We start from the raw sequence: 23,272 nt of genomic DNA on the forward strand, positions 1-23,272 counted from the left end.
GACAGCATAACGACAGTGCAGACACGACCGGACGGTAAAAAACAATAATCAAGACCGAGGCCTATGACCACAACCGCCGGAGCCCGCAACACTGTTGCCGGGACCAGTTCCGCTCACGACCACTCTCCCCCCATGACAACCGGAGAACGGGTCCGCGCCGCCATGCAGGTGGCCAGCGGCAACATGCTCGAAATGTACGACTTCATGGTGTTCGGCTACTACGCCGCCGCCATCGGTCGCGCCTTCTTCCCGTCGGACGACCCCTACGCCGAACTGATGATGTCCTTCGCCACCTTCGGCGCCGGATTCCTCATGCGCCCCCTCGGCGCCATCATCCTCGGAGCCTATGTCGATCGTATCGGCCGCCGCAAAGGCCTCATCCTCACCCTGACCCTGATGTCCATCGGCACCCTCTCGCTCACCCTGACCCCGGGCTACGAGCAGATCGGCCTGCTCGCACCCCTGCTCGTCCTCTGCGGCCGCCTCCTCCAGGGCTTCTCCGCCGGCGTCGAACTCGGCTCAACCTCCATCTACCTCGCCGAAATCGCTACCCCGAAAATCCGCGGCTTCGTCATCTCGTTCCAGTCCGCCTCGCAGCAGATCGCCGTGGTCGCCGCCGCCGCCATCGGCGTCGCCCTGACCACCATCCTGCCCCCGCCAGCCATGTCCGCCTGGGGCTGGCGCATCCCCCTGCTCATCGGCTGCCTGATCGTGCCGGTCCTGTTCTTCCTGCGCCGCAACCTCCAGGAAACCGAAGCCTTCGCCGCCACACACGCGCCCCCGAAAATCGGCGAAGTCATGCAAACCATCGTCGCGGAATGGAAAATCATCCTCACCGGCGTGCTCATGGTTCTGATGACCACAACCTCCTTCTACGTCATCACCGCCTACACCCCGGCCTTCGGCAGCAGCGTCCTGCACCTCGCCTCGCGCGACAGCCTCTTCGTCACCCTCTGCGTCGGCCTCTCCAATTTCGTGCTGCTCCCCGCGTTCGGCGCCGTCTCGGACCGCATCGGCCGCAAACCGCTCCTGATCGCCGCCACGCTCACCGCCATCCTCACCGCCTGGCCCGCCATGTCCTGGCTCGTCGCCGCCCCCTCCTTCATCCGCCTGCTCAGCGTCGAACTCTGGCTCGCCTTCATCTACAGCGCCTACAACGCCGCCGCCGTGGCGTATCTCACCGAAATCGTCCCGCCACGCATCCGCACAACCGGCTTCTCCCTGGCCTACAGCGTCGCCACCTGCATCGGCGGCTTTACCCCCACACTCTGCACCTGGCTCATTCACATCACCGGCGATCGCGCCATGCCCGGCGCCTGGCTCTCCGTCGCCGCCCTCTGCGGCCTCACAGCAGCCCTCATCGCACGCCCGTACAAAGTCCAGGACAAGACCGCCCACCTATGAACAGACACAGCCCTGACGCCATGCGCAGCGTCCGCCCCCTGACGCCACAGTCAGGAAAAATCACGTTCCGTCATGCCTTTTTCGCGGGCACCACCGTCCTCCTCTGGTCCGGGGAGGCCCTCGCCGCCTCGCGCGTGCCCTCCTCAGCCCCCGCTTCAGCGGGCGGCGTGGACGTCAGGGCCCTCGCGGAACTGGTCAAAGCCCAGGCGCAGCAGATCCACGACCTTCAGGCCCGGCTGGCAAATGTCGAAAAACAGACAAAACCCGCAACCACCCACATCCGTACGGCCACACAGACCGCGCGCGGCACCCGCCCGTCGCAGCCGCCATCCGGCCCGCAACCGGCTCGGCCGCCCGCTTCGGTGACCGTCCTCAGAGCCGCCCGCCCCGGAGAAGACATCACTCCGCAGTTCGGCACGACCCCCGCCGCCGATAACAGCCTGTTCTCCACACAACACATGATCTACCCGCTCACCGCGGCCGCCCCCGGAACCGCCGGCGCCGTCTCGGCCATCCCGTCCGGCTCCGCGCCCGTCATGGGCGTCGCGTCAAAAATCCCCGCCTCCGCCCGCACAACAACCGTGGGCGGCCTGGTGCTGAACTGGGGCAAAGGCCTGCCGGAAATCACTACCCCCGACGGCGATTACTCCTTCCGCGTACGCGGTCGCATCCTCGCCGATTACGGCGCCGCCTTCGGCTCCCGCTTCCCGGTCCAGAACGTCTCCCGCACAACCCTCCGCGCCGTGCGCCTCGGCGTCGAAGGCCGCGCGAAACAGCTCTCCTGGGTCTTCGAGGGCGATTACTCAAACAATCAGCTCACCGTCGTCAGCGCCTACGCCACCTGGAGCGACAAAATGGCAGGCCACCTCGCGGAATATACGATCGGCAACAAATTCAACGAACGCAGCTTCGATGGCTCCACCGGCTCCGACGCCACAGTGTTCCTCGACCGCGACCTCGTCGCCAACGCGCTCCTCCCGGTCAAAGGCTGGTACGGCCTCGGCGGCGCCTTCAAAATCTTCGGAAAAAGCTGGCACGTCGCGGCGCAGATCAGCGGCGACGATATCAACTCAACAAACGTCACCGGCAATCTGCGCGACGACCTTACCTACGAGCTGCGCACCCACTGGATACCGTGGCGCTCGAAAACCGGCCTGATCCACCTCGGCGCCTGGGGATTCTACGAAGACGTCAAACCCGCCGCGACCTTCGCCCAGAGCATCCGCCTCCTCGCCCGCACGGACGATGCCTTCGCCGCCCGCATCAACTCAAACCCGATCGCAAACTCTCTCGCCGGCGGCCTCGAACTGTTCGGAATCTGGAAATCAGCCTGGGCCCTCGCCGAATACGGCGCCCGGCACATGGAGTTTCGCAACACCTATGGCAGCCAGACCTATAATTTCCGCGCCGGAACCATCCAGGCCGCCAGCCTCCAGGCCGGTATGTTCCTCACCGGAGAAACGCCAAACTACTTCGCCCATACCGGCCAGTGGTCCACACCCCGCGTGCTGAACCCCGTCTCCGATGGCGGCATCGGCGCCTGGGAAGTCGCCGTGCGCGGCGACTGGCTGGATGCCCGCGACATCCCCGGCGGCACCGGCGCCTGGTCCGCCACCGCCGGCGTCAACTGGTATATCGTAAACTACATGCGCCTCATGCTGAACTACACCCATGCCCACGTGAACAACAAAGCCGGCGCTTACCCCGGCGCCACGGGTGGAAATATCATAGGCGCACGCGCGGGAATCACATTCTGACCAGCGGAGGCCCGACCATGAAAATATCCCGCCGCGCGACATGCCTGTCCGCCAGCGCGGGCCTCCTCACCCGCAACCTCCCGGCACGGGCAAATCCATCGACGTGCCCCTCATCGGTCCGCATAAAGACCGGCCTCGACAGCCTGCTTTCGGAAAACCGGGGCAGGCTGACCGGAAAGAAAACCGGCCTCGTCGCCAACCCCGCCAGCGTGGACAGCCACCTCACCCACATCGCCGACCTCCTGCACGAGATGCCGGACGTCCACCTCGCGGCCATCTTCGGCCCCGAACACGGCTTTCGCGGGTCGGCGGAGGCCGGATCGTCCGAAGCCCGCACAACAGATTCCCGAACCGGCGTCCCGGTCTTCGATATCTACATGCTCTCAGGCCCCCGGCTCGACGCCGTCCTGTCCGCCTCGGGGATCGACCTGCTCCTGTTCGACATCCAGGACGTCGGCGCGCGATTCTATACGTATATCTGGACGCTTTTCGACATCATGCAGTCCTGCGCCCGCCTGAGCATCCCGGTGCTGGTCACGGACCGCCCCAACCCGATCAGCGGCCTGCACCCCTTCGGCCCGGTGCTCGATCCGGCCTTCTCCTCCTTCGTCGGACGCGCGCCCATCGCCCTCCGGCACGCCATGACAATCGGAGAACTGGCCATATATTTTAACAATCACTTCATCCACCTGCACAAAGCCGACCTCACCGTCCTCCCCATGCAGGGCTGGACCCGCGGCCTCTTCTTCGATCAGACAGATCTGCCCTGGGTCGCGCCCAGCCCGAACATGCCCACTCCGGAAACCGCCATAGTCTATCCCGGAACCTGCCTGTTCGAAGGCACAGTCCTGTCAGTCGGACGCGGAACAGCGCAGCCCTTTCTCACACTCGGCGGCCCGGAAGTCGATGCCACACGCTGGATACAGGCTCTGCGCGCCGCCAGCCTGCCCGGCGTGCTGTTCCGCGAAACATGGTTCTCACCCTCCGCCTCCGTCGATCGGAACATGAAACTGCACGGCCTCAACATGGTTCTTACAGACCGGCCGGCTTTCGACCCGGTCCTCACAGGCCTCACCATGCTGACCACCGCACGCCCCCTGGCGACAGCCCCCTTCTGGCGCGATAACGGCACACCATTCGACCGGCTGTGCGGCACGGACACCGTACGCCGGCATATCGACACCGGCACCAGCCCCGCGAACATCGTCGCCTCCTGGAAAAAAGAGCTGAACCTCTTCCTGCAACGCCGCGAAAAAGTCCTGCTCTACGCGTGACTCCCGTCCGGTCCCGGAACCAGCACCGTAAGCCATGTCCGGTGACATCTTCCGTGCCGGTCGCGCTTCTCCCGTATCATCTTTCATTTGTCGTGCGGAGAGAACCCATGCGCCGGCAACAGAATCAGTCTCAGACCCGACTCTTCGGGAAACCTCACCGGCCCGCCCGCGCCACCCGCCCGTTTTTCCATTGACGCCGCTCTCCCGGTTCTGTTCTGCTGCCGGAGAACACCGGAACAGAGGCAGGTTTCCGCCCGATGGATCGCCCCGCCATCACCCATGCCGGCACAGGCGCCCCGCTCCGTTCCCGGATGGCGCGTCCTCCCCGGCGGTCGCCCGAAAAGCGCACCCTGACGATCCGCCATCCCCTGACCGTCCCCCACCGTGACACCCGTTAAATTCCATGTCCCGCACGGCGGATTTTACAATGCGCATACATGGCCCGGTTACGTCGCGTCCGCCCTGCACGGCCGCCATTTCCCGCATGTCCTCTTTCACGCTTTCACAACCGGGGTCCCGCTGATGACCATTCTTCTCCCGCTGGCCGCCGTCCTCGTCGCGCTGCTCATCAAATTCACCGGATTCAACAACGAGTTTGAACAGACCGTTCTCCTCAGCCTCGGTAAATATCACCGTACCGCCGGAAGCGGTTTCTATTTCACTTTCCCGTTCCTCCGGTCCGCTTACGCAAAGGTCGATACCCGCCTGCAAACCCAGACCATCACCGCCGAAAAAATCCTGTCCCGCAACATGGTCCCGCTCGATATCGACGCCATCGTCTTCCTCCGCGTCACCAATGCCCGCAACGCCATCCTGGCAGTCGGAAACTATCAGGAAGCCGTCTACGGAATCTCCCAGACCACCCTGCGCGAACTCGCCGGCTCCCGCGATATGACGGAACTGCTCAATGACCGCGAAGCCTGCGACCGGGCTCTGAAAGAAAGTCTCACCGAAAAGACCGGCAAATGGGGCGTTGAAATCGAGCGCGTCGAAATCAAGGACATCCTCATCCCCGCCACGCTCCAGAATGCCATGAGCGCCCAGGAACAGGCCGTGCGCGAACGCCAGGCCCGCGTCACCCTCGCCGGCGCCGAAGTGCAGATCGCCGAACAGACCGTCAAAGCCGCCGCCCTCTACGCCAACACCCCCATCGCCCTCCAGATCCGGCAGATGAACCTGCTCGGCGATATCGCCCGCAACAACAGCACCATCATCGTGCCAAGCGATGTCTCCGCCAGCCTCGCCGGCATCCTCGGCTCAGCCATCGCGCTGAAAGAAGCAGGACAGCCTCCGGCACCCCGCACCGACCCACGGTAAACGAGTTTTAAATATTTTGTGTTTGTCTTCCCTCCGTGGGGGAGACAGATATGTCAGCGTTAATGACCTTGAGAGAGAACGAGCAGGCCCGGCTCAATGCATTGCGTGATCTCAGCCTGCTGGACACACCGCCCGGAGAGAACTTCGACCGCCTCACCCGCCTCACCCGCCTCACCCGCCTCACCCGTCTCGCCAGCCAGCTGCTCAGGGCGCCCGTCTCAGCCATTTCGCTGACCGACGGCGACCGGCAGTGGTTCAAATCGAAAGTCGGCGTCGATCTCGCCCGGATCCCCCGCGCCGATGCCCCCTGTCATTACGCTATCCAGGAAGACGGCGTCTTCGTCGTCCCCGATCTCCTCAAAGACCCCCGCTTCGCCACGTCTCCGCTCGCAAAAGCCGGACTTCGCTTCTACGCCGGCGCCCCGCTGTTCACACGCTCCGGCTACGGGCTCGGCACCCTCTGCGTCCTCGATACCCACCCCCGCACGCTGACGCCGGAGGAAAAACGCGTCCTGCAGGATCTCGCGGAGATGGTCATGTGCCAGATCGAACTGCAAAACATGATCGGACGTGTCGATGCCGGCAGCGGCCTCCCCAATCAGTACCAGTTCTTCGAGGATATCGGGAGCCTGGCCAGACAGTCCCCCGGACAGACTTTCACCCTGCTGAAAATCGAACTCCTCACCCCCACCCAAGCCAGCCACGTCCTCCGGGCGCTCGGCGCGTCCCATATGGATTCCATCGTCCAGGCCGCCGTCTCGGCCCTCCGCCCGCTGCTCGGAAACAACGCCAGACTCTACCAGGTCGGCCAGCTCCGCTGCGCCATCCTGCTCGAAGGCAGCCTCGCGCAGGCCGAAGCCCAGGCGGAAGCCATCACCAGCATGCTGAGCCGCCCCATCCTCATCGATGCCATCCCCGTCACCCCGCACCCGGTCACCGGCATCTACGATTTTTCCGTCTCCGAAACCGGTCCCCGCGACGCCCTGCGCCGCGCCTCCAACGCCCTGGAGGACGCCCGTTGCGCAGTCAGCCCCGCATCGACCTCGCGACCGGCAAAATGGCCGGTGTCGAAGCCCTCCTGCGCTGGAAACACCCCACGCTCGGCGCCATCTCGTCCGGCGAATTCGTGCCGCTGGTCGAGAAAACCGCCCTCTCCCGAAGCATGACGGAATGGGTCGCCCATGAGGCGATCAGCCAGCTCAGCGCCTGGCACCGGGACGGACACACCCTGAACACGTCCATCAATGCCTCGGCCCTCAACCTGGAGGAAGAAGATTTCGCCGACCGCCTTCTGAGCTGGATCACAGCCGCCGGCGTCCCGCCCGCCCGCGTCGAACTGGAGTTCACCGAAAGCGCCTTCGCCGACGATGCCGCCCGCGTCATCCACCAGCTTTCCGTCCTGCGCGAGAGCGACGTCAACGTCGCCATCGACGATTTCGGCACCGGCTACAGCAACTTCTCCTACCTCCAGCGCCTGCCCGCCACCGTCCTCAAGATCGACCGCAGCTTCGTGACGGGGCTCGACCGGTCGGAAAAGGATCAGCTTCTCGTCCGCACCCTGATCACCATGGCGCACGGCCTCGGCTACAGAGTCGTCGCCGAAGGCATCGAAACCCGGAAAACCTATGACTGCCTGCGCGAATGGGGCTGCGATGAAGGGCAGGGCTACCTGATGTCACGCCCCGTGCCCCCGGAGCAGATCGTCACCCGCCTGGAGCAGGACTGCATCGCAGCCTGAACCTTCACCGGGGCTCACCTGTTGAAGTGTGAAGAGAAGCACCACTCAGCAGGAGAATTTTCATGGATCTCGGACTCACCGGTCGCCTCGCCCTCGTCACAGGCGGCGATTCAGGCATCGGCTTCCACACCGCACAGCGCCTCCTCCGTGAGGGCGCCCGCGTCGCGCTGACGGATATGAATCAGAAATCCCTCGACGCCGCCGTCGAAAAACTCGGACATTATGGCGATGTCAAAGGATTCGCCGCCGACCTGACCGATCCGGCCAGGGTCCACACCCTGCACGAAGCCGTCCGGGCAGGCATGGGAGACCCGGAAATCATCGTGTCCGCCGCCGGAATCACCGGGCCGACAGGGTTCTTCCACGACCTGACCGAAGAGGACTGGCGCAAGGTCCTCGACGTTAATTTCCTCACCGCCCTCCGCGTCGCCAGAGCCTTCATCCCCGCCATGCGCCGGAAAGGCTGGGGCAGGGTGGTCTTCATCGCCTCGGAAGACGCCGTGCAGCCCTATATCGATGAACTGCCCTACTGCGCCTCGAAAGCCGCGCTCCTCAGTCTCTCAAAAGGCCTGTCAAACACCTACGGCCCGGACGGCATCACCGTAAACTGCGTCTCGCCGGCCTTCATCGAAACCCCGATGACCGACGCCATGATGGAGAAGCGCGCGAAACGCGACGGCGTCGATGTCGACACGGCTGTCAAAACATTCATCGAAAAAGAACGCCCGATGATGACCATCAGACGTCGCGGCCGCGCCGAAGAAGTGGCGGACGCCATCGCCTGCCTCGTCTCGGCCAGTGCCAGCTTCACAACCGGCGCCGTACTGCGCGTCGACGGCGGCTCTGTCGGCACAATGGTCTGACCTCACAATGACGGCGCGACCGGAAAACCCGCCGCGCCGTCAGACAGACCCGAAAAGCGCCCGCCAGACCTCAGCCCGGACAGCGCATGCTCTCATAACTCTGCTTCGCCGGCCCCAGAATCCGGAACCGGTAACGCGCCGTCTCCGCCGACAGCCGCGCCCCGCTCGTCCGGGTGGACAGATGCAGCTCAACCCCGCGCCCGTTCTGCAACGCCATCGTCCCGATACCGCTGCCCGCCGTCGCCTCGGCACCAACCGACCAGAACGTGCTGTCAAAATCATCAACAGAGCCCAGGTTGGAAACCGACCCCTCGGCGCAGGAATGGGAATACCCGATCGCCGGTCCGCCACCACCGGTGACCCGCACATCGTAATCCTTACCCTTATAGTGAAGCACCCCGTTGCCCCAGCCATAACCAGGCCCGAGACTGGCCTCCTGCAAACGGAACACCAGACGATCGATCGTGGTGGCCTCAGCCGCGTCCCCGCCCCGCGAAGACGCCGGCTGCTGAACCGCCACCGCTGCAAACGCGGGCGCAACAGTCATAAGTCCCGAAACGGCCAGCGCGGCAGTTACAGTCAGAGTCTGTCGGGACACGCGCGCGCTCCTGTACGAGATGATCCGGCAGAATCCGCCGGTAACGGCCTGAACGGGCTGGATGGATGACAACGACATGATAAGGCAAAATCTCCCGGCCCGGACGCCTGATCCGATGCACCGCTGACAGCGACAATAAACCCTTATCGCACCGATAGTTCCCCATCCGGTCTCAATCCGGACCCGTAGCAACAGTGGTAACAGCGTCAGCGGAATTGTAAAATACATCAGCAACGCCCGCCATACTCAGCAGGACGCCGCACAGCCAGCGTGGCATATTTTTGCCCCCCCCGCTACGGCCCCGATGGTAACCGGATCTCACGTCATCACCAGCCATTTTCAGGCCATGAAAAGCCCCGCGATCGCAGCACTCGTCAGATTGGACAGCGAACCCGCCAGCACCGCCCGGGCACCCATGCGCGCAATAAAACCCCGCCGCTCCGGAATCACACTCCCGAACGCCCCGATCAGAATCCCGATCGAAGACAGATTCGAAAACCCGCACAGTGCAAAAGACGCAATGGCAATGCTGTGCGGATCAAGCGTCGCCGCCCGGATATGCGGCGCCAGATTCACGTAGGCAACAAACTCGTTAAACGCCAGCTTCTGCCCGATAATGCTCCCGATCGTGCCCGCCTCGTTCCACGGCACCCCGATAAACCAAGCCAGCGGCGCAAACGCATGCCCGAGCAGCCCCGCCAGCGACAGCCCCCCGAATCCGGTTGCATGCCCCAGCACGCCCAGCACCCGGTCCAGCAGCGCAATCAGCCCGATAAACGCAATCAGAATCGCCGCCACCGCCACAGCAACCTGCGTCCCCGCCGCCGCGCCCGTGGCAATCGCCTCGAACACATTGGCGGACCCGTGCGGCTTCCCGTCCCGCCCGTCCGGAATCTCCGTGTCCGCCGGCTCGCGAAGATCCCGCATGTCGGTGATCAGCGAAGGCTCCGTCGCCGGCATCAGCAGCCGCGCGAACAGCAGCCCGCCCGGAATGGCCATGAAAGACGCCGCGATCAGATAATCCATCGGAACGCCAAGCGCCGCATACCCGGCCAGAACCGAGCCCGTCACGGATGCCGTGCCACTGCACATCACCGCGAACAGCTCCGCCTCCGTCATGCGCGGCAGATAAGGCGCAATCGCCACCGGCATCTCGCTCTGCCCGACAAAAATCGTGATGACAGCCGAAAACGATTCGACAATCGACGTGCCCAGACAACGCTGAACCAGCGAGCCGATCCCCTCCGCCAGACGCTGCATCACCCCGAAATGATACAGCACCGCAATCAGCGCGCTGACATAAATGATCTCCGACAGCACCTGAAACGCAAAGACAAAGGAGCCACCCGGAAACACACGCGCCATGTCCGGCCCGACCAGAGGCCCGAACAGAAATGCCGTCCCCTCGGCCCCGCAGGCCAGAACCTCGCCCACCACCGCCGACACGGCATGCAGCGCCACACGCCCCGGCGGAACGAACAGAACCACCGCCCCGATCCCTATCTGCGCCGCCAGCGCCGCCAGAACGACCCGGGGCCGGATCGCCCGCCGGTTTGTCGAAAAGGCAACCCCGACGGCCACCAGAAACAGAATTGCAGCAAGGCCGCGCAGAACAGTCATCAATCCGGGTCCGAATCAAATTTCAGCCCGACTTTCACCGGCGAACACCCCCCTGTCCACCCCGCACCGTAACGATCCGCCCCCGAAGCCTCGACAAAAACCGGCCATGCTGGCACCTCAGGAAGAACAGAACCGGAAAATACCCCGGCAGAAGTGCCAGCAAAAAGGAAGCCGCCATGCCATGCGCCTATGATTTCAGCCTGCCCGGCCTCGCTGGCGGCACCGTGGACCTGAGCGCCTGGCGCGGCAAACCGATGCTGATCGTCAATACCGCCTCAAAATGCGGCTTCACCCCGCAATATGAAGGCCTCCAGTCGCTGTGGTCGCACACCGAACACGAACTGATCGTCATCGGCGTCCCCAGCAACGATTTCGGCAAACAGGAACCCGGCGACGCCGCCGAAATCAGCACCTTCTGCTCCCGCAACTACGGCGTCAGCTTCCCGATGACCGAGAAATGTCACGTGAAAGGCCCGCAGACAGCCCCGCTCTTCGGATGGCTCGCCAGCCAGGGCGGCTTCTTCTCCCGCCCGCGCTGGAACTTCTTCAAATACGTCATCGACCGCCAGGGTCAGCTCTCAACCTGGTTCTCCAGCCTCGCCTCTCCTGAAAGCGGACGCGTCAGGGATGCCGTCAGCCGCGTGATCCTGACCCGCTGAACACGGACGAAACCGGATCGCCTCCCGGCCTTTGTTCTCCCCGGCCATAAAGCTGCCACAGCCGCGATTCAGGATTCCCGAATTCCGCCTGAACCCGGCTCGCCGGCCGACCCGGCATAACGGGCAGGACCGGCCCCGCCCGGGCGAACGCGGCGCCGGCGAAATGAAGAACCGACCATCGTCGAATTCCCGCGGCTCCGGGGGGCGACGGCCAGTTATGAGGGTGCTAGAGAGCCGCACATGATGTCCCGCCTGTTTTCCGTTTTCCAGCCCGACGCCGCGCTGAGTGCAGGCCGCGACGGCACCGTCCGCCTCCGTCCCGGCTGGCTGCTGCCCACGCGCCACCCCGGCCGCTTCGCGAACGAAAGCCATGACGACGGGTTGCGCGTCACGGACGAAGATCGCCTCACCGGCAGCCGCGGAACACAGGGCACACCCCCCGGCGGTGATGGCGGAAACGGCGGCGGCCGCAGCGGCGGCCCCTTCGGCGGCCTTCCGCCCCGGCGCCCCCGTTTCCGCATGTGGCGTAAATTTCTGGGCTCGACCGCCGCTCTCCTCTTTCTCGGCACCGCCGCCGCCGGCATCGCCGCCTGGCACCAGTATGCCGGCATCGTCGCCGGCCTCCCCACCGTGGACGGCCTGCGCACCTACGAACCGCTGGTCATGAGCCGCCTCTATTCCGGCGACGACCGCCTGATCGCGGAGCTCGCCGCCGAACGCCGCATCTTCGTGCCCTACACCGCCATCCCGGACCGCGTGAAAAACGCCTTCCTCGCGGCGGAAGACCATAAATTCTGGAGCCACGGCGGCGTCGATCCCCTCGCCATCATCCGCGCCGGCCTCACCGATCTGACCCGGGGCAAAGGGCACAGACCCATGGGCGCCTCGACCATCACCCAGCAGGTCGCCCGCGTCATGCTCATCGGCTCCAACGCCGTGTCCTTCCAGCGCAAGGCCCGCGAGGCCCTGCTCGCCATGCGTATCGAACAGGTCCTGCCGAAAGAGAAGATCCTCGAAATCTACCTTAACGAGATCTATCTCGGCGACGGCGCCTACGGCATCGCCGCCGCCGCCCAGACCTATTTCGCCAAACCCCTCGACCAGCTCGATGACGCCGAAGCCGCCGTCCTCGCCGCCCTGCCCAAATCGCCCACCAACTATAACCCGTTCCGTTACCCGGATGCCGCCCGGACGCGCCGTAACCTCGTGCTCGGCGAAATGGTCACCATCGGCGCCCTCACGCCGGACGCCGCCGCCGCCGCGAAGGCCGAGCCCCTGATCGCGAAAAACTTCCACCGCCCCGGCCCGGTCCCCGGCTCGGAATGGTTCGGCGAGGAAGTACGCCGCGAACTGATGGAACGCTACGGCAGCCAGCAGACCATGCAGGGCGGCCTCAACGTCCATACCAGCCTCGACCCCGCCCTCCAGTCCGTCGAAACCGATGCCCTGCGGGAAGGTCTTGCCGCCTATGATCGCTCGCATGGCGGCTGGCGCGGCCCGGTCACACACCTGGACGGCATCTCTTCCGGCCAGAGCGGCGAGGACTGGAGCGCCCCGCTCGCCGCCTCCGCCCGCCCCGCCGGCATGCTCGACCGCTGGCGTCTCGCCGTCGTGCTCGACCCCGGACGCGGCACCGTGGGCTGGCCCGAAGACGGCACCGTCCGCCACGGCATTCTGCTCGCCCGCGATCTCGGCTGGATGCGCCTCTTCCGCGCCCTCCGCGCCGGCGATGTCCTCATGGTCGAGCCGCAGGCGGAAGAAGGCCGCGTCGCCATCCGGCAGATCCCGCGCATCGAAGGCGCCGCCGTCACCATGGACGTTCATACGGGCCGCGTCCTCGCCATGGTCGGTGGCTGGTCCTTCGGCGCGTCGCAGTTCAACCGCGCTACCCAGGCCATGCGCCAGCCCGGCTCCTCCTTCAAACCCTTCGTCTATCTCGCCGCGATGGAGCAGGGGATCTCGCCCTCTCAGAAATTCGACGATTCCGCCGTGTCTTACGGAAGCTGGCACCCGAATAACTATGAGATGGATTTCTGGGGGCCAACCACCCTCCACGACGCCCTGCGCGAATCCCGCAACCTCGTCACCATCCGCCTCGCCGCCCATATCGGTATGAAAAACGTCGCCGCCATCGCCACCGATATCGGCCTCGTGCAGAGCATGCCACACGTCCTCCCCGCCGCCCTGGGCGCCGTGGAAACCACCGTCCTGCGCGAAGCCGGGGCTTATGCGACCATCGCCAATAACGGCCAGAAGGTCACCCCGACCCTGATCGACGACGTCCAGGACCGCAACGGCCACGTCATCTGGCGTCCCGAGGGTCTGGCGCTCACCACGGCCGGGGCCGACGTCACGCCGCCGGGCGCACAGCCCGCCCCGGGCGCGGCCCCAGACGCCGTCTTCCCCGCCGCCGACCAGGGCGGCGCGGAAGGCCCGGCCACAACCACCACCCCGGCGCAGCCACAGACGACCCCCGGAGCCCCGTCACCCGGCACCCCGGCCTCCGCGCCGCCCGTCACCCGGATCGTCGCCCCCGGCCAGAACGATACTCCCGCCGTCGCCGACAGCCGCGTCGCAATCGCCAGCCCCGACAGCGCCTTCCAGATCACCACCATGCTCCAGGACGTGATCCGTCGCGGCACCGGCATCCAGGCAGGGAAGGGGATCGATCACCCCATCGCCGGCAAGACAGGCACCAGCCAGGACTTCAACGATGCCTGGTTCGCCGGATATTCCGCCGATCTCGTCACCGTCGTCTGGATCGGCTTCGACGCCCCCCAGTCCATCGGTAAAAACGAAACCGGCGGCGCCATCGCCGGCCCGATCTGGAACCGGATCATGAAAGCCGCGCTCGCCAGCCGCCCGAGTCTGGAGTTCCGCGTCCCCGACGGCGATACCCTCGTCCGGTACGATACCGGACGCGGCGTCACCGTCGATGCGTTCAAACAGGACCAGATCCCCGGCGAAAGCTCCAACTTCGCCGGCACAGCCGGAACCGGCGCCCTGACCGCCGCCGATACCGGCGCCGAAAACATGCCGGATTCGGAAAGCGATATGGTCTCCGCCGAAGGCCCGCAGCCCGCCGGCGGCCCGGCTCCCGGAGCGCCGGGAACACCCGCGCCGAAGCAGCCCTCGGGGGGTGACATCGGCATGGGCGGCCTGTATTGAGGCCGGTCTCAGAGACGGTCAGAGAGACTTTCGGACAGGCACGCGCCCGACCGACGGAATCCGCCTGAAACCGTCCTTCGCAACCCTCTATGGAGTGTGGTCGCATGTCCGCCGAGACGGAAGCGCTCAACGAACAGATCAGGCAGTCGGTCGCACTGCTGAGGAGGCATCTTTGACTGGGATGTCGCACAGGGCAGACTCGCCGAACTGAATAACCGCGTCGAAGACCCGGATCTCTGGAACGATGCTGAAGCCGCGCAGAAGCTGATGCGCGAGCGCACGCTCCTCGCCAACCAGATCGAAGGCGTGCGGAGCCTCGAAACCGAAGTGGCGGACAGTCTCGAACTCGTCGCCATGGCCGAGGAAGAAGGCGACACCGACATGGCCGCCGAAGCGACAAAAACGCTTCGCAAACTGGCCGGGGAAGCCCGTCGCCGCGAAACGGAAAGCCTGCTTTCCGGCGAGGCCGATTCCAACGACTGCTATCTGGAAGTCAACGCCGGCGCGGGCGGCACGGAAGCCCAGGACTGGGCCGAAATGCTGCTGCGGATGTACACCCGCTGGGCCGAAGCCCACGGCTATAAAACCACCCTGATAGAATGTTCGGAAGGCGAGCAGGCCGGGATCAAATCCGTCACGATCCAAGTCTCCGGCCCGAACGCCTACGGCTGGCTGAAAACCGAAGCCGGCGTGCATCGCCTCGTGCGCATCTCGCCCTTCGATTCCGCCGCCCGGCGTCAGACCTCCTTCGCGTCCGTCTGGGTCTTCCCCGTCGTCGATGACACGATCGAGATCGACATCAACGAAGCCGATCTCAGGATCGATACCTTCCGCGCCTCAGGCGCCGGCGGGCAGCACGTTAACAAAACCGAATCCGCCATCCGCATCACCCATATCCCGAGCGGCATCGTCGTCGCCTGCCAGACCGACCGGTCGCAGCACCGCAACCGCGCCACCGCCATGGATATGCTCCGTGCCCGGATGTACGAAGCCGAACTGCAAAAGCGGGAAGCCGCCGCCGCCCAGACCGAAGCCGCCAAAACGGATATCGGCTGGGGCCACCAGATCCGCTCCTACGTCCTCGCGCCTTACCAGATGGTCAAGGATCTCCGCACCAACGTCGAGAAAGGCAACCCCGACGCCGTGCTCGACGGCGACCTGGACGATTTCATGGCCGCCTCCCTCGCCGCCCGCGTGGGCGCAACCCGCTCGGAAGCCAGCGCGTCCGCCCAGTAAGGCGCCGTCCGGCAAAGCGCAGTCAGTCAAAGCACAGTCTGTAAAGCGCTGTTACGAATCGGGAACAGAAAGCCGGCCGGCCCGAAGAAACTGCCGCCGGCCTGCTTTCTGCACGCAAAACAGGCATATCCGCCCGTTTTTTCCACCGCCTGCCGCTAAACAATTCACCTGAACGCCATGATGTTGCGCGTAAACATGCAGTCCGCCGCTGACAATATTTATATCTAAAAAACGAATAAGATAATTTCCATTTCTGCGACGCGTGGAGTGCTCCGACCCCGATCCGCCACAATTTTCTTCGCCCGACCGAAACGAACCTCGCCGGAAGACGTTACGGAAGCAGTCGGAAATGCCCCCGGACCCCTTAAAACAGGGCATGAACGCCCTGGAATCAGCCCCGGGGTCGCGAAACATGACCGCGAACGTAACTTTATGTCTGTTTCGGCTCGTAAAATCGTCTCTCCAGGCGGTTTCAGTGCCTGTGACAGCGTTTGTCATAAAAATGACTATAAAAAATGACGCCTGTTTATCAGGCAGTTTTTTGACCATGCAGGAGCGTCGATGCAGCCATGTGGCGGTCAGCCGCCGTTCTAACAGAGAAATGAAAACTGCGTAATTTTTAGGCTTCCTGCTCCGGACGCAAACGTTTTCGTTTCGGTTAATATCTTTCTTGACATCATCCGCCGTCGATAGCCCAATCGAGAGGCCAGAGGCTCGATCCGTCCTGCCTGTCGCCCTTGTCCAGACGACAGGAGGGGCGGGGGAGTGTCACAGGGCTGCATGGTCAGCGGTTCAGAGAATCCGGCTGTGCGTCAGCGAATCAGCCAGTTCGCCGGCGCAGTCAGGTGACGAAGTCGAGGAGGTTTCCAGTATGATGGACTACGCGCAACAGCAACGAAATCCGATGCAGAAAGCCATCGGTATCGGAGGTGTTGCCTTTCTCGCCCTGGTCATGGGCGTGATCTACTATACGTGGGTCGATAAGCCGCCGAAAAGTGAGTCGCACGCACCCATCAAGACCGAGGTGATCAAGGAGGTGAAGCCACCGCCGCCACCACCGCCACCTCCACCACCACCGCAGATGACCACGCCGCCGCCGCCGTATATCCCGCCACCTAAAATTCAGGTGCAGCCGCCGCCGCAGCAGGTCATCCAGCATGTGACTCACACACCGCCGCCGAAAGCCATGCCGCCGGCAACAGTCTCAGCCCCGCCGTCCCCGGCAGCCCCGGTCGGCCCGCCCGTTCCGGATCACCTCGCCGGATCACGTCCGGTCAACCACGTCCAGCTCGACTACCCGTCGGAAGCGCAGGACGAAGGACGCGAAGGCAAGGCAACAGTGGTCTGCGACGTGGAGCCAAGCGGCGAGACAAGCAACTGTAAGGTCACAAGCGTCTCCGGCGGTCAGGACTTTGCCCGGGCAGCACTCGATTACGTCCGCAAGGCCAGATACCAGCCGGCAACAGCCAACGGTGTGCCGATCAAGGAGTTCCACCACGCCTATACGATTACCTTCAGCCTGAGCGACGAGTAATCTTCGCCACACAGTGTAGTATCGATCTCACCAGCAGCTGTCACAAAAGATCACGACAGCTGCTCATGACGAGGACCAGGAATATAATGACAAGACTGCTTCGCCGCTTCTCGCTTCCCGGCATGGCTGTTCCCGCTCTCGCGGTGCTGCTGAGCACAGCCGCTCCGGTTGTCGCGTTCGCTCAGGACGCTCAGGCTCCGGCAGCAGCCCCGGCCCCGGACGCCGCCGCTCCCGCTCCGGCCCCCGACGCTTCCGCTCCGGCACCTGCTCCCGATGCCTCCGCTCCGGCGCCGGCCCCGGATGCCGCCGCTCCGGCTCCCGCAGCCGATGCGCCCGCTCCGGCAGCAGCCGATGCAACACCGCCGCCCCCGGCCGCGCCTCAGGGCAACCCGTACGGCCTCGGCGCGCTCTGGGCAAACGGCGACATCATCTCCCGCGGCGTTCTGGTCATCATGGTCATCATGTCCGTCGGCACATGGTACATCATGATCACGAAGTTCTTCGAGCAGGCCAAACTGTTCGGCGCCGCAAAAGAAGCCGCCAAAAACTTCTGGTCCAAGCCCTCCATGCAGGAAGGCGCGTCTTCCCTGAAGGCAAACTCGCCGTTCCGCTACATCGCCGATACCGGTATCGTTTCCGCCGAACACCACGAAGGCACGATGCAGGAATCCATCGACCTGTCCGACTGGACCTCGTCGCAGATCCAGCGCGCCGTTGACTCCGTGCAGAGCAACCTCCAGGGCGGCCTCGCCTTCCTCGGAACCGTCGGCTCGACCTCACCGTTCGTCGGTCTGTTCGGAACCGTCTGGGGTATCTACCACGCCCTGACCGCCATCGGCATCGCAGGCCAGGCCTCGATCGACAAAGTCGCCGGCCCGGTCGGTGAATCCCTGATCATGACCGCCATCGGTCTCGGAACCGCCGTCCCGGCCGTGCTCGGTTACAACCTCCTCGTTCGTCGTAACAAGGGCGCCATGGATAAGGTCCGTAACTTCGCATCCGATCTCCAGTCCATCCTGATCGGTGGCTTCCGTCACGGCGCCGCTCACGAAACCATCGTGGTCCGCGCTGACAACTCCCCGACCACATCAACTGTCTCCGACCGGGTGGCCTGATCATGGGAATGTCCGTCGGAGGCGGTGGTGACGAAGACGAGGTCGTATCCGCGATCAACACGACGCCCCTCGTCGACGTCATGCTGGTGCTGCTCATCATCTTCCTGATCACCATTCCGGTGGCGACCCATTCAGTGAAGGTGCAGCTCCCGAAAGACGCCGATACCCCAAGCAAGATCAGGCCAGGGAACATTACCCTGGCCGTCACGGCGGACGGGACGGCGTACTGGAACGAAACACCCATCAAGGGCAGCGCCGATCTTCTGGCGCGGCTCGAGAAGGTGGCCGTTCTGAAACCTCAGCCGCAGATCATGATCCGCGGCGATGCGAGCGCCAAGTATGAGGCGGTGGGAAAGCTGGTCGCGATCTGTCAGGAAGCGGGCATCTATCACGTCGACTTCATTACCGAGCAGCCACACTCGTAAAGAAACCAGAGCCGTGCCTGTCACCCCGCGTGGCAGGCACGACAGCCCGAACCCGGTCCCGGGCGTCACCGAATCTTCATACCGTGACGTGACGCCGCAGGATCAATGTGAGAGAGTGATGCCACTATGGGCATGAATGTCGGATCCGATAGCACGACGGAAGACGAAGGCATTGTCGATATCAACACCACGCCGCTGATCGACGTGATGCTGGTGTTGCTGATCATGCTCATCATCACCATTCCGCTCCAGACCCACTCCGTTTCGATGGATCTGCCCCAGGGTAACCCGCCACCGTCGTCCGCTCCGGACCCGAAAGTGGTCACCGTGGCAATCGATTTCGATAACACGGTCTCCTGGAACGGAACCCCCGTCACCAGTGAAGGTGAACTCCAGTCGCGCTTTCAGCAGGCCGCCGCCGAGCCTGTGCAGCCGGAGATGCACATCCACCCAAATCGCCTGGCTGATTACAGGACCGTCGCCCACGTTCTTGCCGATGCCCAGAGACTTGGCATCACAAAGCTGGGTATCGTAGGTCAGGATCAGTTCATGGAAGGACAATGACCTGATGTCGTTTCGTTTGTCGCGCATGGCGCTTCTCGCCAGCGCTATGTTTTGTTTGCCTCTGTCAGTTTCCGGCCTGTCTTCCGCTCAGGCGGCAGACACTCTGAGCCCCGCGGTAGGCAAACCCCTGCAGGCCGCTCAGACCGCTCTCGCCGGACATAATTACAGCAAAGCCATGGCGGCGGTGAACGAAGCCGACGCAGTCAAAGGTAAAAACGACTACGAGTCCTACACCATCGACCAGATGCGCGCCGCCGTCGCCGCCCAGTCCGGAGACGTCGCCGGCGCCACCGCCGCCTACGACAAACTCATCGCCTCGTCGCGCACGCCAAAAGACGCCAAAGCCCAGATGCTGATGGCCGAAGCAACCATGGCCTATACCGCCAAGGACTACGCGCACGCCGTCCCCGCCATCGAGCGTTACCTGAAGCAGGTCGGCCCGAACGCGCAGATGGAAACCCTGCTCGTCCAGTCCTACTACCTGCAGAACGATTTCAAAAACGCCGCCCGCGTCCAGCAGACGATGATCGACGAGACCCTGAAAGCAAAGAAGGTCCCGTCCGAAAACCAGCTTCAGCTTCTCGCCACCTGCCAGTCGCAGATGAAAGACACAGGCGGGATGACCCACACCTATGTCCTTCTCGCAACCTATTACCCGAAGCCGGAATACTGGGCGCTGCTTCTGCACGGCCTCGTCACGAACCCGAAACTTCCCCCGGCGCTGCAACTTGATGTTTACCGCATCCGCCTCGCCGCCGGAAACCTGACATCCACAGGCGATTTCATGGATGCCACCGAAATCGCCATGCAGATGGGCCTGCCGCAGGTCGCCCTCAACATCATGAACCAGGGCTATACCGCCGGCGCGCTCGGTAAAGACGCAGGCGCCGCCCGCGAAGCGAAGCTGAAAGCCCTCGTCGTCAAAACCGTCGAAGACAAAAAAGCCTCCGCCGATGCAGACGCCGCCGCCGCCGTCAACGCCCCGACTGGCAACGCCCTGATCACCGCAGGCTATAACGTCGTCACCTTCGGCCAGGTCGATAAAGGCCTCGACCTGATCAGACAGGGCATCGCCAAAGGCCCGTTCGATATCAATGTCGCGAAACTCCGCCTCGGCGAAGCTCAGATGGATGCCGGCCGCTCCGCCGACGCCATCGCCACCTTCGACACCGTAGACGGCGATAACGGCGCGAAAGACATCGCACAGCTCTGGGCTCTCAAGCTCAAATCCGCTGCGAAAAAGTAAACACGACGTTCATACCGGTGCGCCGTGAAGGTCGGGATCGAAAGATCCCGGCCTTTTCTTTTGATGACCGGATCATCTGCAATCATCTACGAAACCGGAATGACATTTTCCCGGAACATTGCCCCGAGCCCCAGAGGGACGAAGGACCCCGCAACCCCTGCCAGGGTCAGCAGAGCCCCGGTCAAACTGCCTGAAGAAAGATGACCGTCTCCCGTCAGACCCTTACCATCTGTATCCGATGCTGGCCTGGGCATTACGCCGCTCTCCGTAATAGCAGTATTCCCCGTCGGAGCCGTAAGCAAAGCAGTTGGCGATATAGTGCTTGTCGAAAAGATTACGAACACTGGCCGCCGCATTCCACCCGTGGAGCGAGCGGGACAGATTCGAGAGATCGTAACTCACGGAACCGTCGAACAGAGCATATTGCGGAACCCATGCGCTGCCGTAAGTCGCTTCCCCGCCATAAGCCTTCGCCGAGTAGCGCATACCACCGCCAAAGCCGAACCCCTTAAACAGCCCCGAAGGCATCGTGTAAAAAGCGAACAGAGACGCATTGCCCTTGCCCGACTGAATCAGCGGCTTGCCGGTCGAGTCATCCTTCACGTTCTGAACACTGATCGCCGCCGTCAACATAAGATTGTGAAACGGCTCGGCATGGGCCTCAAACTCAAATCCGTCCGAATGAACCAGCCCGCTCTGAACACTGTAACCGGTGTTGGCAACGGAAACGAGAACATTGCTCTGCTCGATATGGAAGCCCGCCGCGGTGAGCAGAAGAGATGTCCCCGGAAGCTGATATTTCAGCCCGCCCTCAAGCTGTTTGCCAAGGGAAGGACTCGCCTGATGCAGCGTGGAGCCACCATCATTTGAAACAGTGCCTGATTGCGGCTGGAAAGAAGTCGAGTAGCTGATATAAGGCGCCAGCCCGAAATCAAAATGATAAAGACCCGAAGCACGCCATGTGATCTGGCTCGCATTCTGGCGGGTGTCAGTCTGGGAAAAATGCTCGATCTGACGGGACCGGTACCAGTCGTTCCGAATACTCCCCGTCAGAATCAGACGCTTCCAGCGAATCTCATCCTGGCCATACGCACCGATCTGATGAGAATCCGTCACATAGTTCAGATAGGGCGTCAGAGCCGGAATAGCCATGTGATAGTCAGGATGTAACACATCCAGATCGGGCGCATCGCCATAAGCCTCCATGTCATCCGCTTTCTGCTGCATGTAATCGAACCCGAACATCAGCGCATGGCTCAGCGGCCCGGTGCGGACATGACCCTTAAACTGGCTGTCAAAAGCCAGATTGTAGGTGTGCTCCTGCGTGCCATAAGCAGAACGGGACAGCAGATTGCCGCTGGTGCCATCAGTGCTGTCATAATAACCGTTGTCATAGACACTGCGATAAATGGTTCTGATATCGTCATACCGACCGCGCGTGCTGAAGCTCCAGTCATCGTTAAACCGATGATTGAAGATATAGGTGATCGCCCCCTGCCTGCGATTAAATTTCTCAAAAGACGCGTCGCCATCATAGAAATCCCGGGGCAGATAGCCATATGACGCCCGCCTGAGCGAGCCGACCAGCGGCACACCACCATAGGAACCACTCTCCGGATCGTACTGGTAATTGCCCAGCAGCGTGAGCGTGGTCGGACCATCCCCCCCGAACGTAAAGGAAGGGCTTATGCTGAAGCGCCGGCTGCCCGTCTTGCTGAGCTGGGTGTGCTGCCCGTTCACCGTCCCGTAAATCCGGTAGCGGACAAGACCATCATCCGTGGCAAAACCACCAACATCGGCATCCACACGGTAAAGATCGAACATCCCGCCCGTCGTCGTCACACCACCGTAAGACCGCTGATCGGTCGGCAGCTTACTGAACAGCGCCGTCAGACCACCCGGGCTGGACTGCCCGTAAAGCGCCGAAGCCGGACCCTTGAGAACCTCAATGCGATCAAGACGGGACGTATCGGTCTGGGCCACCGCGAAACCTGTGGGACTGTCCTGAAACTTCAGCCCGTCAAGAAAGGTCGGCACAGTAAAACCACGCAGATCATACAGATCATAACGCGTGCCTTCCCCGCCACGCGTATCAGCGGTAATGCCCGCCGCATAACGCACAGCCTGGTTGAGTGTCAGTACACCACGCACATCCATTTCATCGCGGGTAATAACAGTGACCGACTGAGCCGTCTCGACAAGCGGCGTGTTTGACTTCGTGGCGGCGGAAGCCACCGTCGAGGCCTTATGACCACGCACCTCGATCAACTCGGCCTGCGTCAGGCCAGTCCCGGCCGTACGGGTTGCAGATGCGCTGGTTTTTGTGGACGCACCGGTCGCGGACGCACCCGCTCCGGCCTTGCCGGCAACAGCCCGGCCCGATGCCGCCGTTCCCGATTGTCCCCGTCTGTCCACCTTCTTTTCCTGATCGGCGGCAAAAGCCACATCGCTCATGACGAGCGAGAAAAGAGCCGTATAAATAATCCTGTTGCGCTGCATACCCAACCCGTTTCCTTACCGGCTCCTGCTGGCCGCGGAGCACGAGCCGGGTTTTTGTATTTAAGAATGATACTTAATTGCGTGGGTTAGCCATGTTCGGCAGCCGCATCAAGGAACGTGTTTCATCCTGGCCCGAACGCGAGCAAATTCTGCCTGATCGCCAATACCCGCGATCGTCCCGGCAGCGCCGGAACCAGCACACGCGCGGAAAGAGACCGCAACCACACGTCGCGGCATGACGCCCGCTCCCCGGCC

General features: G+C 63.2%; 20 protein-coding genes. 15 read left to right on the forward strand and 5 right to left on the reverse strand.

Features of this window, described 5'->3' with window-relative positions; all coding sequences use genetic code 11:
- The first annotated feature begins 132 nt into the window (after window positions 1–132).
- The 3 genes from tcuC to GOB90_RS07995 are packed head-to-tail and all read left to right on the forward strand — an operon-like array spanning window position 133 to window position 4,435.
- Window positions 133–1,404 carry an MFS transporter gene (gene tcuC, locus GOB90_RS07985; RefSeq protein WP_146887140.1) on the forward strand — a complete coding sequence of 424 codons (1,272 nt, stop codon included), beginning with the start codon at window positions 133–135 and terminating at the stop codon, window positions 1,402–1,404.
- Window positions 1,401–3,161: an OprO/OprP family phosphate-selective porin gene (locus GOB90_RS07990; protein WP_146887138.1), complete on the forward strand. Its 1,761-nt coding sequence runs from the start codon at window positions 1,401–1,403 to the stop codon at window positions 3,159–3,161. The genes tcuC and GOB90_RS07990 overlap by 4 nt, the downstream gene beginning before the upstream one ends.
- Before the next feature lie 17 nt (window positions 3,162–3,178).
- Window positions 3,179–4,435, forward strand: coding sequence for an exo-beta-N-acetylmuramidase NamZ family protein (locus GOB90_RS07995; protein WP_146887136.1), 1,257 nt, complete (start codon window positions 3,179–3,181; stop codon window positions 4,433–4,435).
- An 83-nt stretch (window positions 4,436–4,518) separates the two neighbouring features.
- On the opposite strand, the gene GOB90_RS08000 is transcribed toward GOB90_RS07995, so the two are convergent.
- Window positions 4,519–4,800, reverse strand: a complete 282-nt coding sequence (locus GOB90_RS08000) for a hypothetical protein (RefSeq protein ID WP_146887134.1) — start codon at window positions 4,798–4,800, stop codon at window positions 4,519–4,521.
- A 157-nt stretch (window positions 4,801–4,957) separates the two neighbouring features.
- Between GOB90_RS08000 and GOB90_RS08005 the strand changes: the two genes are divergently transcribed.
- From GOB90_RS08005 to GOB90_RS08020, 4 genes are all read left to right on the forward strand, one after another.
- The gene (locus GOB90_RS08005; protein WP_146887132.1) at window positions 4,958–5,752 is read left to right on the forward strand and encodes an SPFH domain-containing protein; all 795 of its coding nucleotides are present in this window, start codon (window positions 4,958–4,960) and stop codon (window positions 5,750–5,752) included.
- 50 nt (window positions 5,753–5,802) lie between these two features.
- Window positions 5,803–6,918 carry a GAF domain-containing protein gene (locus GOB90_RS08010; protein ID WP_146887130.1) on the forward strand — a complete coding sequence of 372 codons (1,116 nt, stop codon included), beginning with the start codon at window positions 5,803–5,805 and terminating at the stop codon, window positions 6,916–6,918.
- Window positions 6,810–7,490, forward strand: a complete 681-nt coding sequence (locus tag GOB90_RS08015) for an EAL domain-containing protein (protein WP_173571993.1) — start codon at window positions 6,810–6,812, stop codon at window positions 7,488–7,490. The genes GOB90_RS08010 and GOB90_RS08015 overlap by 109 nt, the downstream gene beginning before the upstream one ends.
- A 62-nt stretch (window positions 7,491–7,552) precedes the next feature.
- Window positions 7,553–8,353: an SDR family NAD(P)-dependent oxidoreductase gene (locus GOB90_RS08020; RefSeq protein WP_146887125.1), complete on the forward strand. Its 801-nt coding sequence runs from the start codon at window positions 7,553–7,555 to the stop codon at window positions 8,351–8,353.
- 70 nt (window positions 8,354–8,423) lie between these two features.
- Here the strand turns inward: GOB90_RS08020 and GOB90_RS08025 are convergent, their stop codons facing one another.
- From GOB90_RS08025 to GOB90_RS18965, 3 genes are all read right to left on the reverse strand, one after another.
- Window positions 8,424–8,951, reverse strand: a complete 528-nt coding sequence (locus GOB90_RS08025) for a hypothetical protein (RefSeq protein ID WP_146887123.1) — start codon at window positions 8,949–8,951, stop codon at window positions 8,424–8,426.
- Between the two features lie 339 nt (window positions 8,952–9,290).
- Window positions 9,291–10,571, reverse strand: a complete 1,281-nt coding sequence (locus GOB90_RS08030; RefSeq protein ID WP_146887121.1) for a NupC/NupG family nucleoside CNT transporter — start codon at window positions 10,569–10,571, stop codon at window positions 9,291–9,293.
- Window positions 10,572–10,605: 34 nt separating this feature from the next.
- A complete protein-coding gene (locus GOB90_RS18965; RefSeq protein WP_206752471.1) occupies window positions 10,606–10,749 on the reverse strand; it encodes a hypothetical protein in 144 nt (47 codons plus the stop codon).
- Between GOB90_RS18965 and GOB90_RS08035 the strand changes: the two genes are divergently transcribed.
- The 8 genes from GOB90_RS08035 to GOB90_RS08070 all read left to right on the forward strand — a co-directional run bounded on the left by GOB90_RS08035 (window position 10,748) and on the right by GOB90_RS08070 (window position 20,518).
- Window positions 10,748–11,230 (forward strand): glutathione peroxidase, encoded by a 483-nt coding sequence (locus GOB90_RS08035; RefSeq protein WP_146887119.1) that lies wholly within the window; start codon window positions 10,748–10,750, stop codon window positions 11,228–11,230. The two genes, GOB90_RS18965 and GOB90_RS08035, sit on opposite strands and share 2 nt — an antisense overlap.
- Before the next feature lie 240 nt (window positions 11,231–11,470).
- Window positions 11,471–14,398, forward strand: a complete 2,928-nt coding sequence (locus tag GOB90_RS08040; RefSeq protein ID WP_375790358.1) for a penicillin-binding protein 1A — start codon at window positions 11,471–11,473, stop codon at window positions 14,396–14,398.
- 104 nt (window positions 14,399–14,502) lie between these two features.
- Window positions 14,503–15,634 (forward strand): peptide chain release factor 2 gene (prfB, locus tag GOB90_RS08045; RefSeq protein WP_146893086.1). Its coding sequence is split into 2 segments (ribosomal slippage): window positions 14,503–14,571 and window positions 14,573–15,634, totalling 1,131 coding nucleotides; the frame shifts between segments, so codons are not numbered across the junction.
- Window positions 15,635–16,505: 871 nt separating this feature from the next.
- Complete coding sequence (locus GOB90_RS08050; RefSeq protein WP_173571994.1) at window positions 16,506–17,168, forward strand: energy transducer TonB; 663 nt, start codon at window positions 16,506–16,508, stop codon at window positions 17,166–17,168.
- A gap of 86 nt (window positions 17,169–17,254) precedes the next feature.
- Entirely contained in the window at window positions 17,255–18,283 is a 1,029-nt protein-coding gene (locus tag GOB90_RS08055; protein ID WP_173571995.1) for a MotA/TolQ/ExbB proton channel family protein, read from the forward strand.
- Between the two features lie 2 nt (window positions 18,284–18,285).
- Entirely contained in the window at window positions 18,286–18,708 is a 423-nt protein-coding gene (locus GOB90_RS08060) for an ExbD/TolR family protein (protein WP_146891828.1), read from the forward strand.
- 126 nt (window positions 18,709–18,834) lie between these two features.
- Entirely contained in the window at window positions 18,835–19,272 is a 438-nt protein-coding gene (locus GOB90_RS08065) for an ExbD/TolR family protein (protein WP_146891825.1), read from the forward strand.
- 25 nt (window positions 19,273–19,297) lie between these two features.
- Window positions 19,298–20,518 (forward strand): tol-pal system YbgF family protein, encoded by a 1,221-nt coding sequence (locus GOB90_RS08070; RefSeq protein ID WP_373322071.1) that lies wholly within the window; start codon window positions 19,298–19,300, stop codon window positions 20,516–20,518.
- Window positions 20,519–20,740: 222 nt separating this feature from the next.
- On the opposite strand, the gene GOB90_RS08075 is transcribed toward GOB90_RS08070, so the two are convergent.
- A complete protein-coding gene (locus GOB90_RS08075) occupies window positions 20,741–23,017 on the reverse strand; it encodes a TonB-dependent siderophore receptor (RefSeq protein WP_146891819.1) in 2,277 nt (758 codons plus the stop codon).
- Window positions 23,018–23,272: the final 255 nt, after the last annotated feature.

It is taken from the genome of Acetobacter oeni (genome assembly GCF_011516825.1).
Taxonomy (GTDB): domain Bacteria; phylum Pseudomonadota; class Alphaproteobacteria; order Acetobacterales; family Acetobacteraceae; genus Acetobacter; species Acetobacter oeni.

Excerpts from the sequence above, each read along its gene's own strand:
- tcuC (WP_146887140.1), top strand. The coding sequence starts at position 133 with ATGACAACCGGAGAACGGGTCCGCGCCGCCATGCAGGTGGCCAGCGGC.
- GOB90_RS07990 (WP_146887138.1), top strand. The coding sequence starts at position 1,401 with ATGAACAGACACAGCCCTGACGCCATGCGCAGCGTCCGCCCCCTGACG.
- GOB90_RS07995 (WP_146887136.1), top strand. The coding sequence starts at position 3,179 with ATGAAAATATCCCGCCGCGCGACATGCCTGTCCGCCAGCGCGGGCCTC.
- GOB90_RS08000 (WP_146887134.1), bottom strand. The coding sequence starts at position 4,800 with ATGGCGGATCGTCAGGGTGCGCTTTTCGGGCGACCGCCGGGGAGGACG.
- GOB90_RS08005 (WP_146887132.1), top strand. The coding sequence starts at position 4,958 with ATGACCATTCTTCTCCCGCTGGCCGCCGTCCTCGTCGCGCTGCTCATC.
- GOB90_RS08010 (WP_146887130.1), top strand. The coding sequence starts at position 5,803 with ATGTCAGCGTTAATGACCTTGAGAGAGAACGAGCAGGCCCGGCTCAAT.
- GOB90_RS08015 (WP_173571993.1), top strand. The coding sequence starts at position 6,810 with ATGGCCGGTGTCGAAGCCCTCCTGCGCTGGAAACACCCCACGCTCGGC.
- GOB90_RS08020 (WP_146887125.1), top strand. The coding sequence starts at position 7,553 with ATGGATCTCGGACTCACCGGTCGCCTCGCCCTCGTCACAGGCGGCGAT.
- GOB90_RS08030 (WP_146887121.1), bottom strand. The coding sequence starts at position 10,571 with ATGACTGTTCTGCGCGGCCTTGCTGCAATTCTGTTTCTGGTGGCCGTC.
- GOB90_RS08035 (WP_146887119.1), top strand. The coding sequence starts at position 10,748 with ATGCCATGCGCCTATGATTTCAGCCTGCCCGGCCTCGCTGGCGGCACC.
- GOB90_RS18965 (WP_206752471.1), bottom strand. The coding sequence starts at position 10,749 with ATGGCGGCTTCCTTTTTGCTGGCACTTCTGCCGGGGTATTTTCCGGTT.
- GOB90_RS08040 (WP_375790358.1), top strand. The coding sequence starts at position 11,471 with ATGATGTCCCGCCTGTTTTCCGTTTTCCAGCCCGACGCCGCGCTGAGT.
- GOB90_RS08050 (WP_173571994.1), top strand. The coding sequence starts at position 16,506 with ATGATGGACTACGCGCAACAGCAACGAAATCCGATGCAGAAAGCCATC.
- GOB90_RS08055 (WP_173571995.1), top strand. The coding sequence starts at position 17,255 with ATGACAAGACTGCTTCGCCGCTTCTCGCTTCCCGGCATGGCTGTTCCC.
- GOB90_RS08060 (WP_146891828.1), top strand. The coding sequence starts at position 18,286 with ATGGGAATGTCCGTCGGAGGCGGTGGTGACGAAGACGAGGTCGTATCC.
- GOB90_RS08065 (WP_146891825.1), top strand. The coding sequence starts at position 18,835 with ATGGGCATGAATGTCGGATCCGATAGCACGACGGAAGACGAAGGCATT.
- GOB90_RS08070 (WP_373322071.1), top strand. The coding sequence starts at position 19,298 with ATGGCGCTTCTCGCCAGCGCTATGTTTTGTTTGCCTCTGTCAGTTTCC.
- GOB90_RS08075 (WP_146891819.1), bottom strand. The coding sequence starts at position 23,017 with ATGCAGCGCAACAGGATTATTTATACGGCTCTTTTCTCGCTCGTCATG.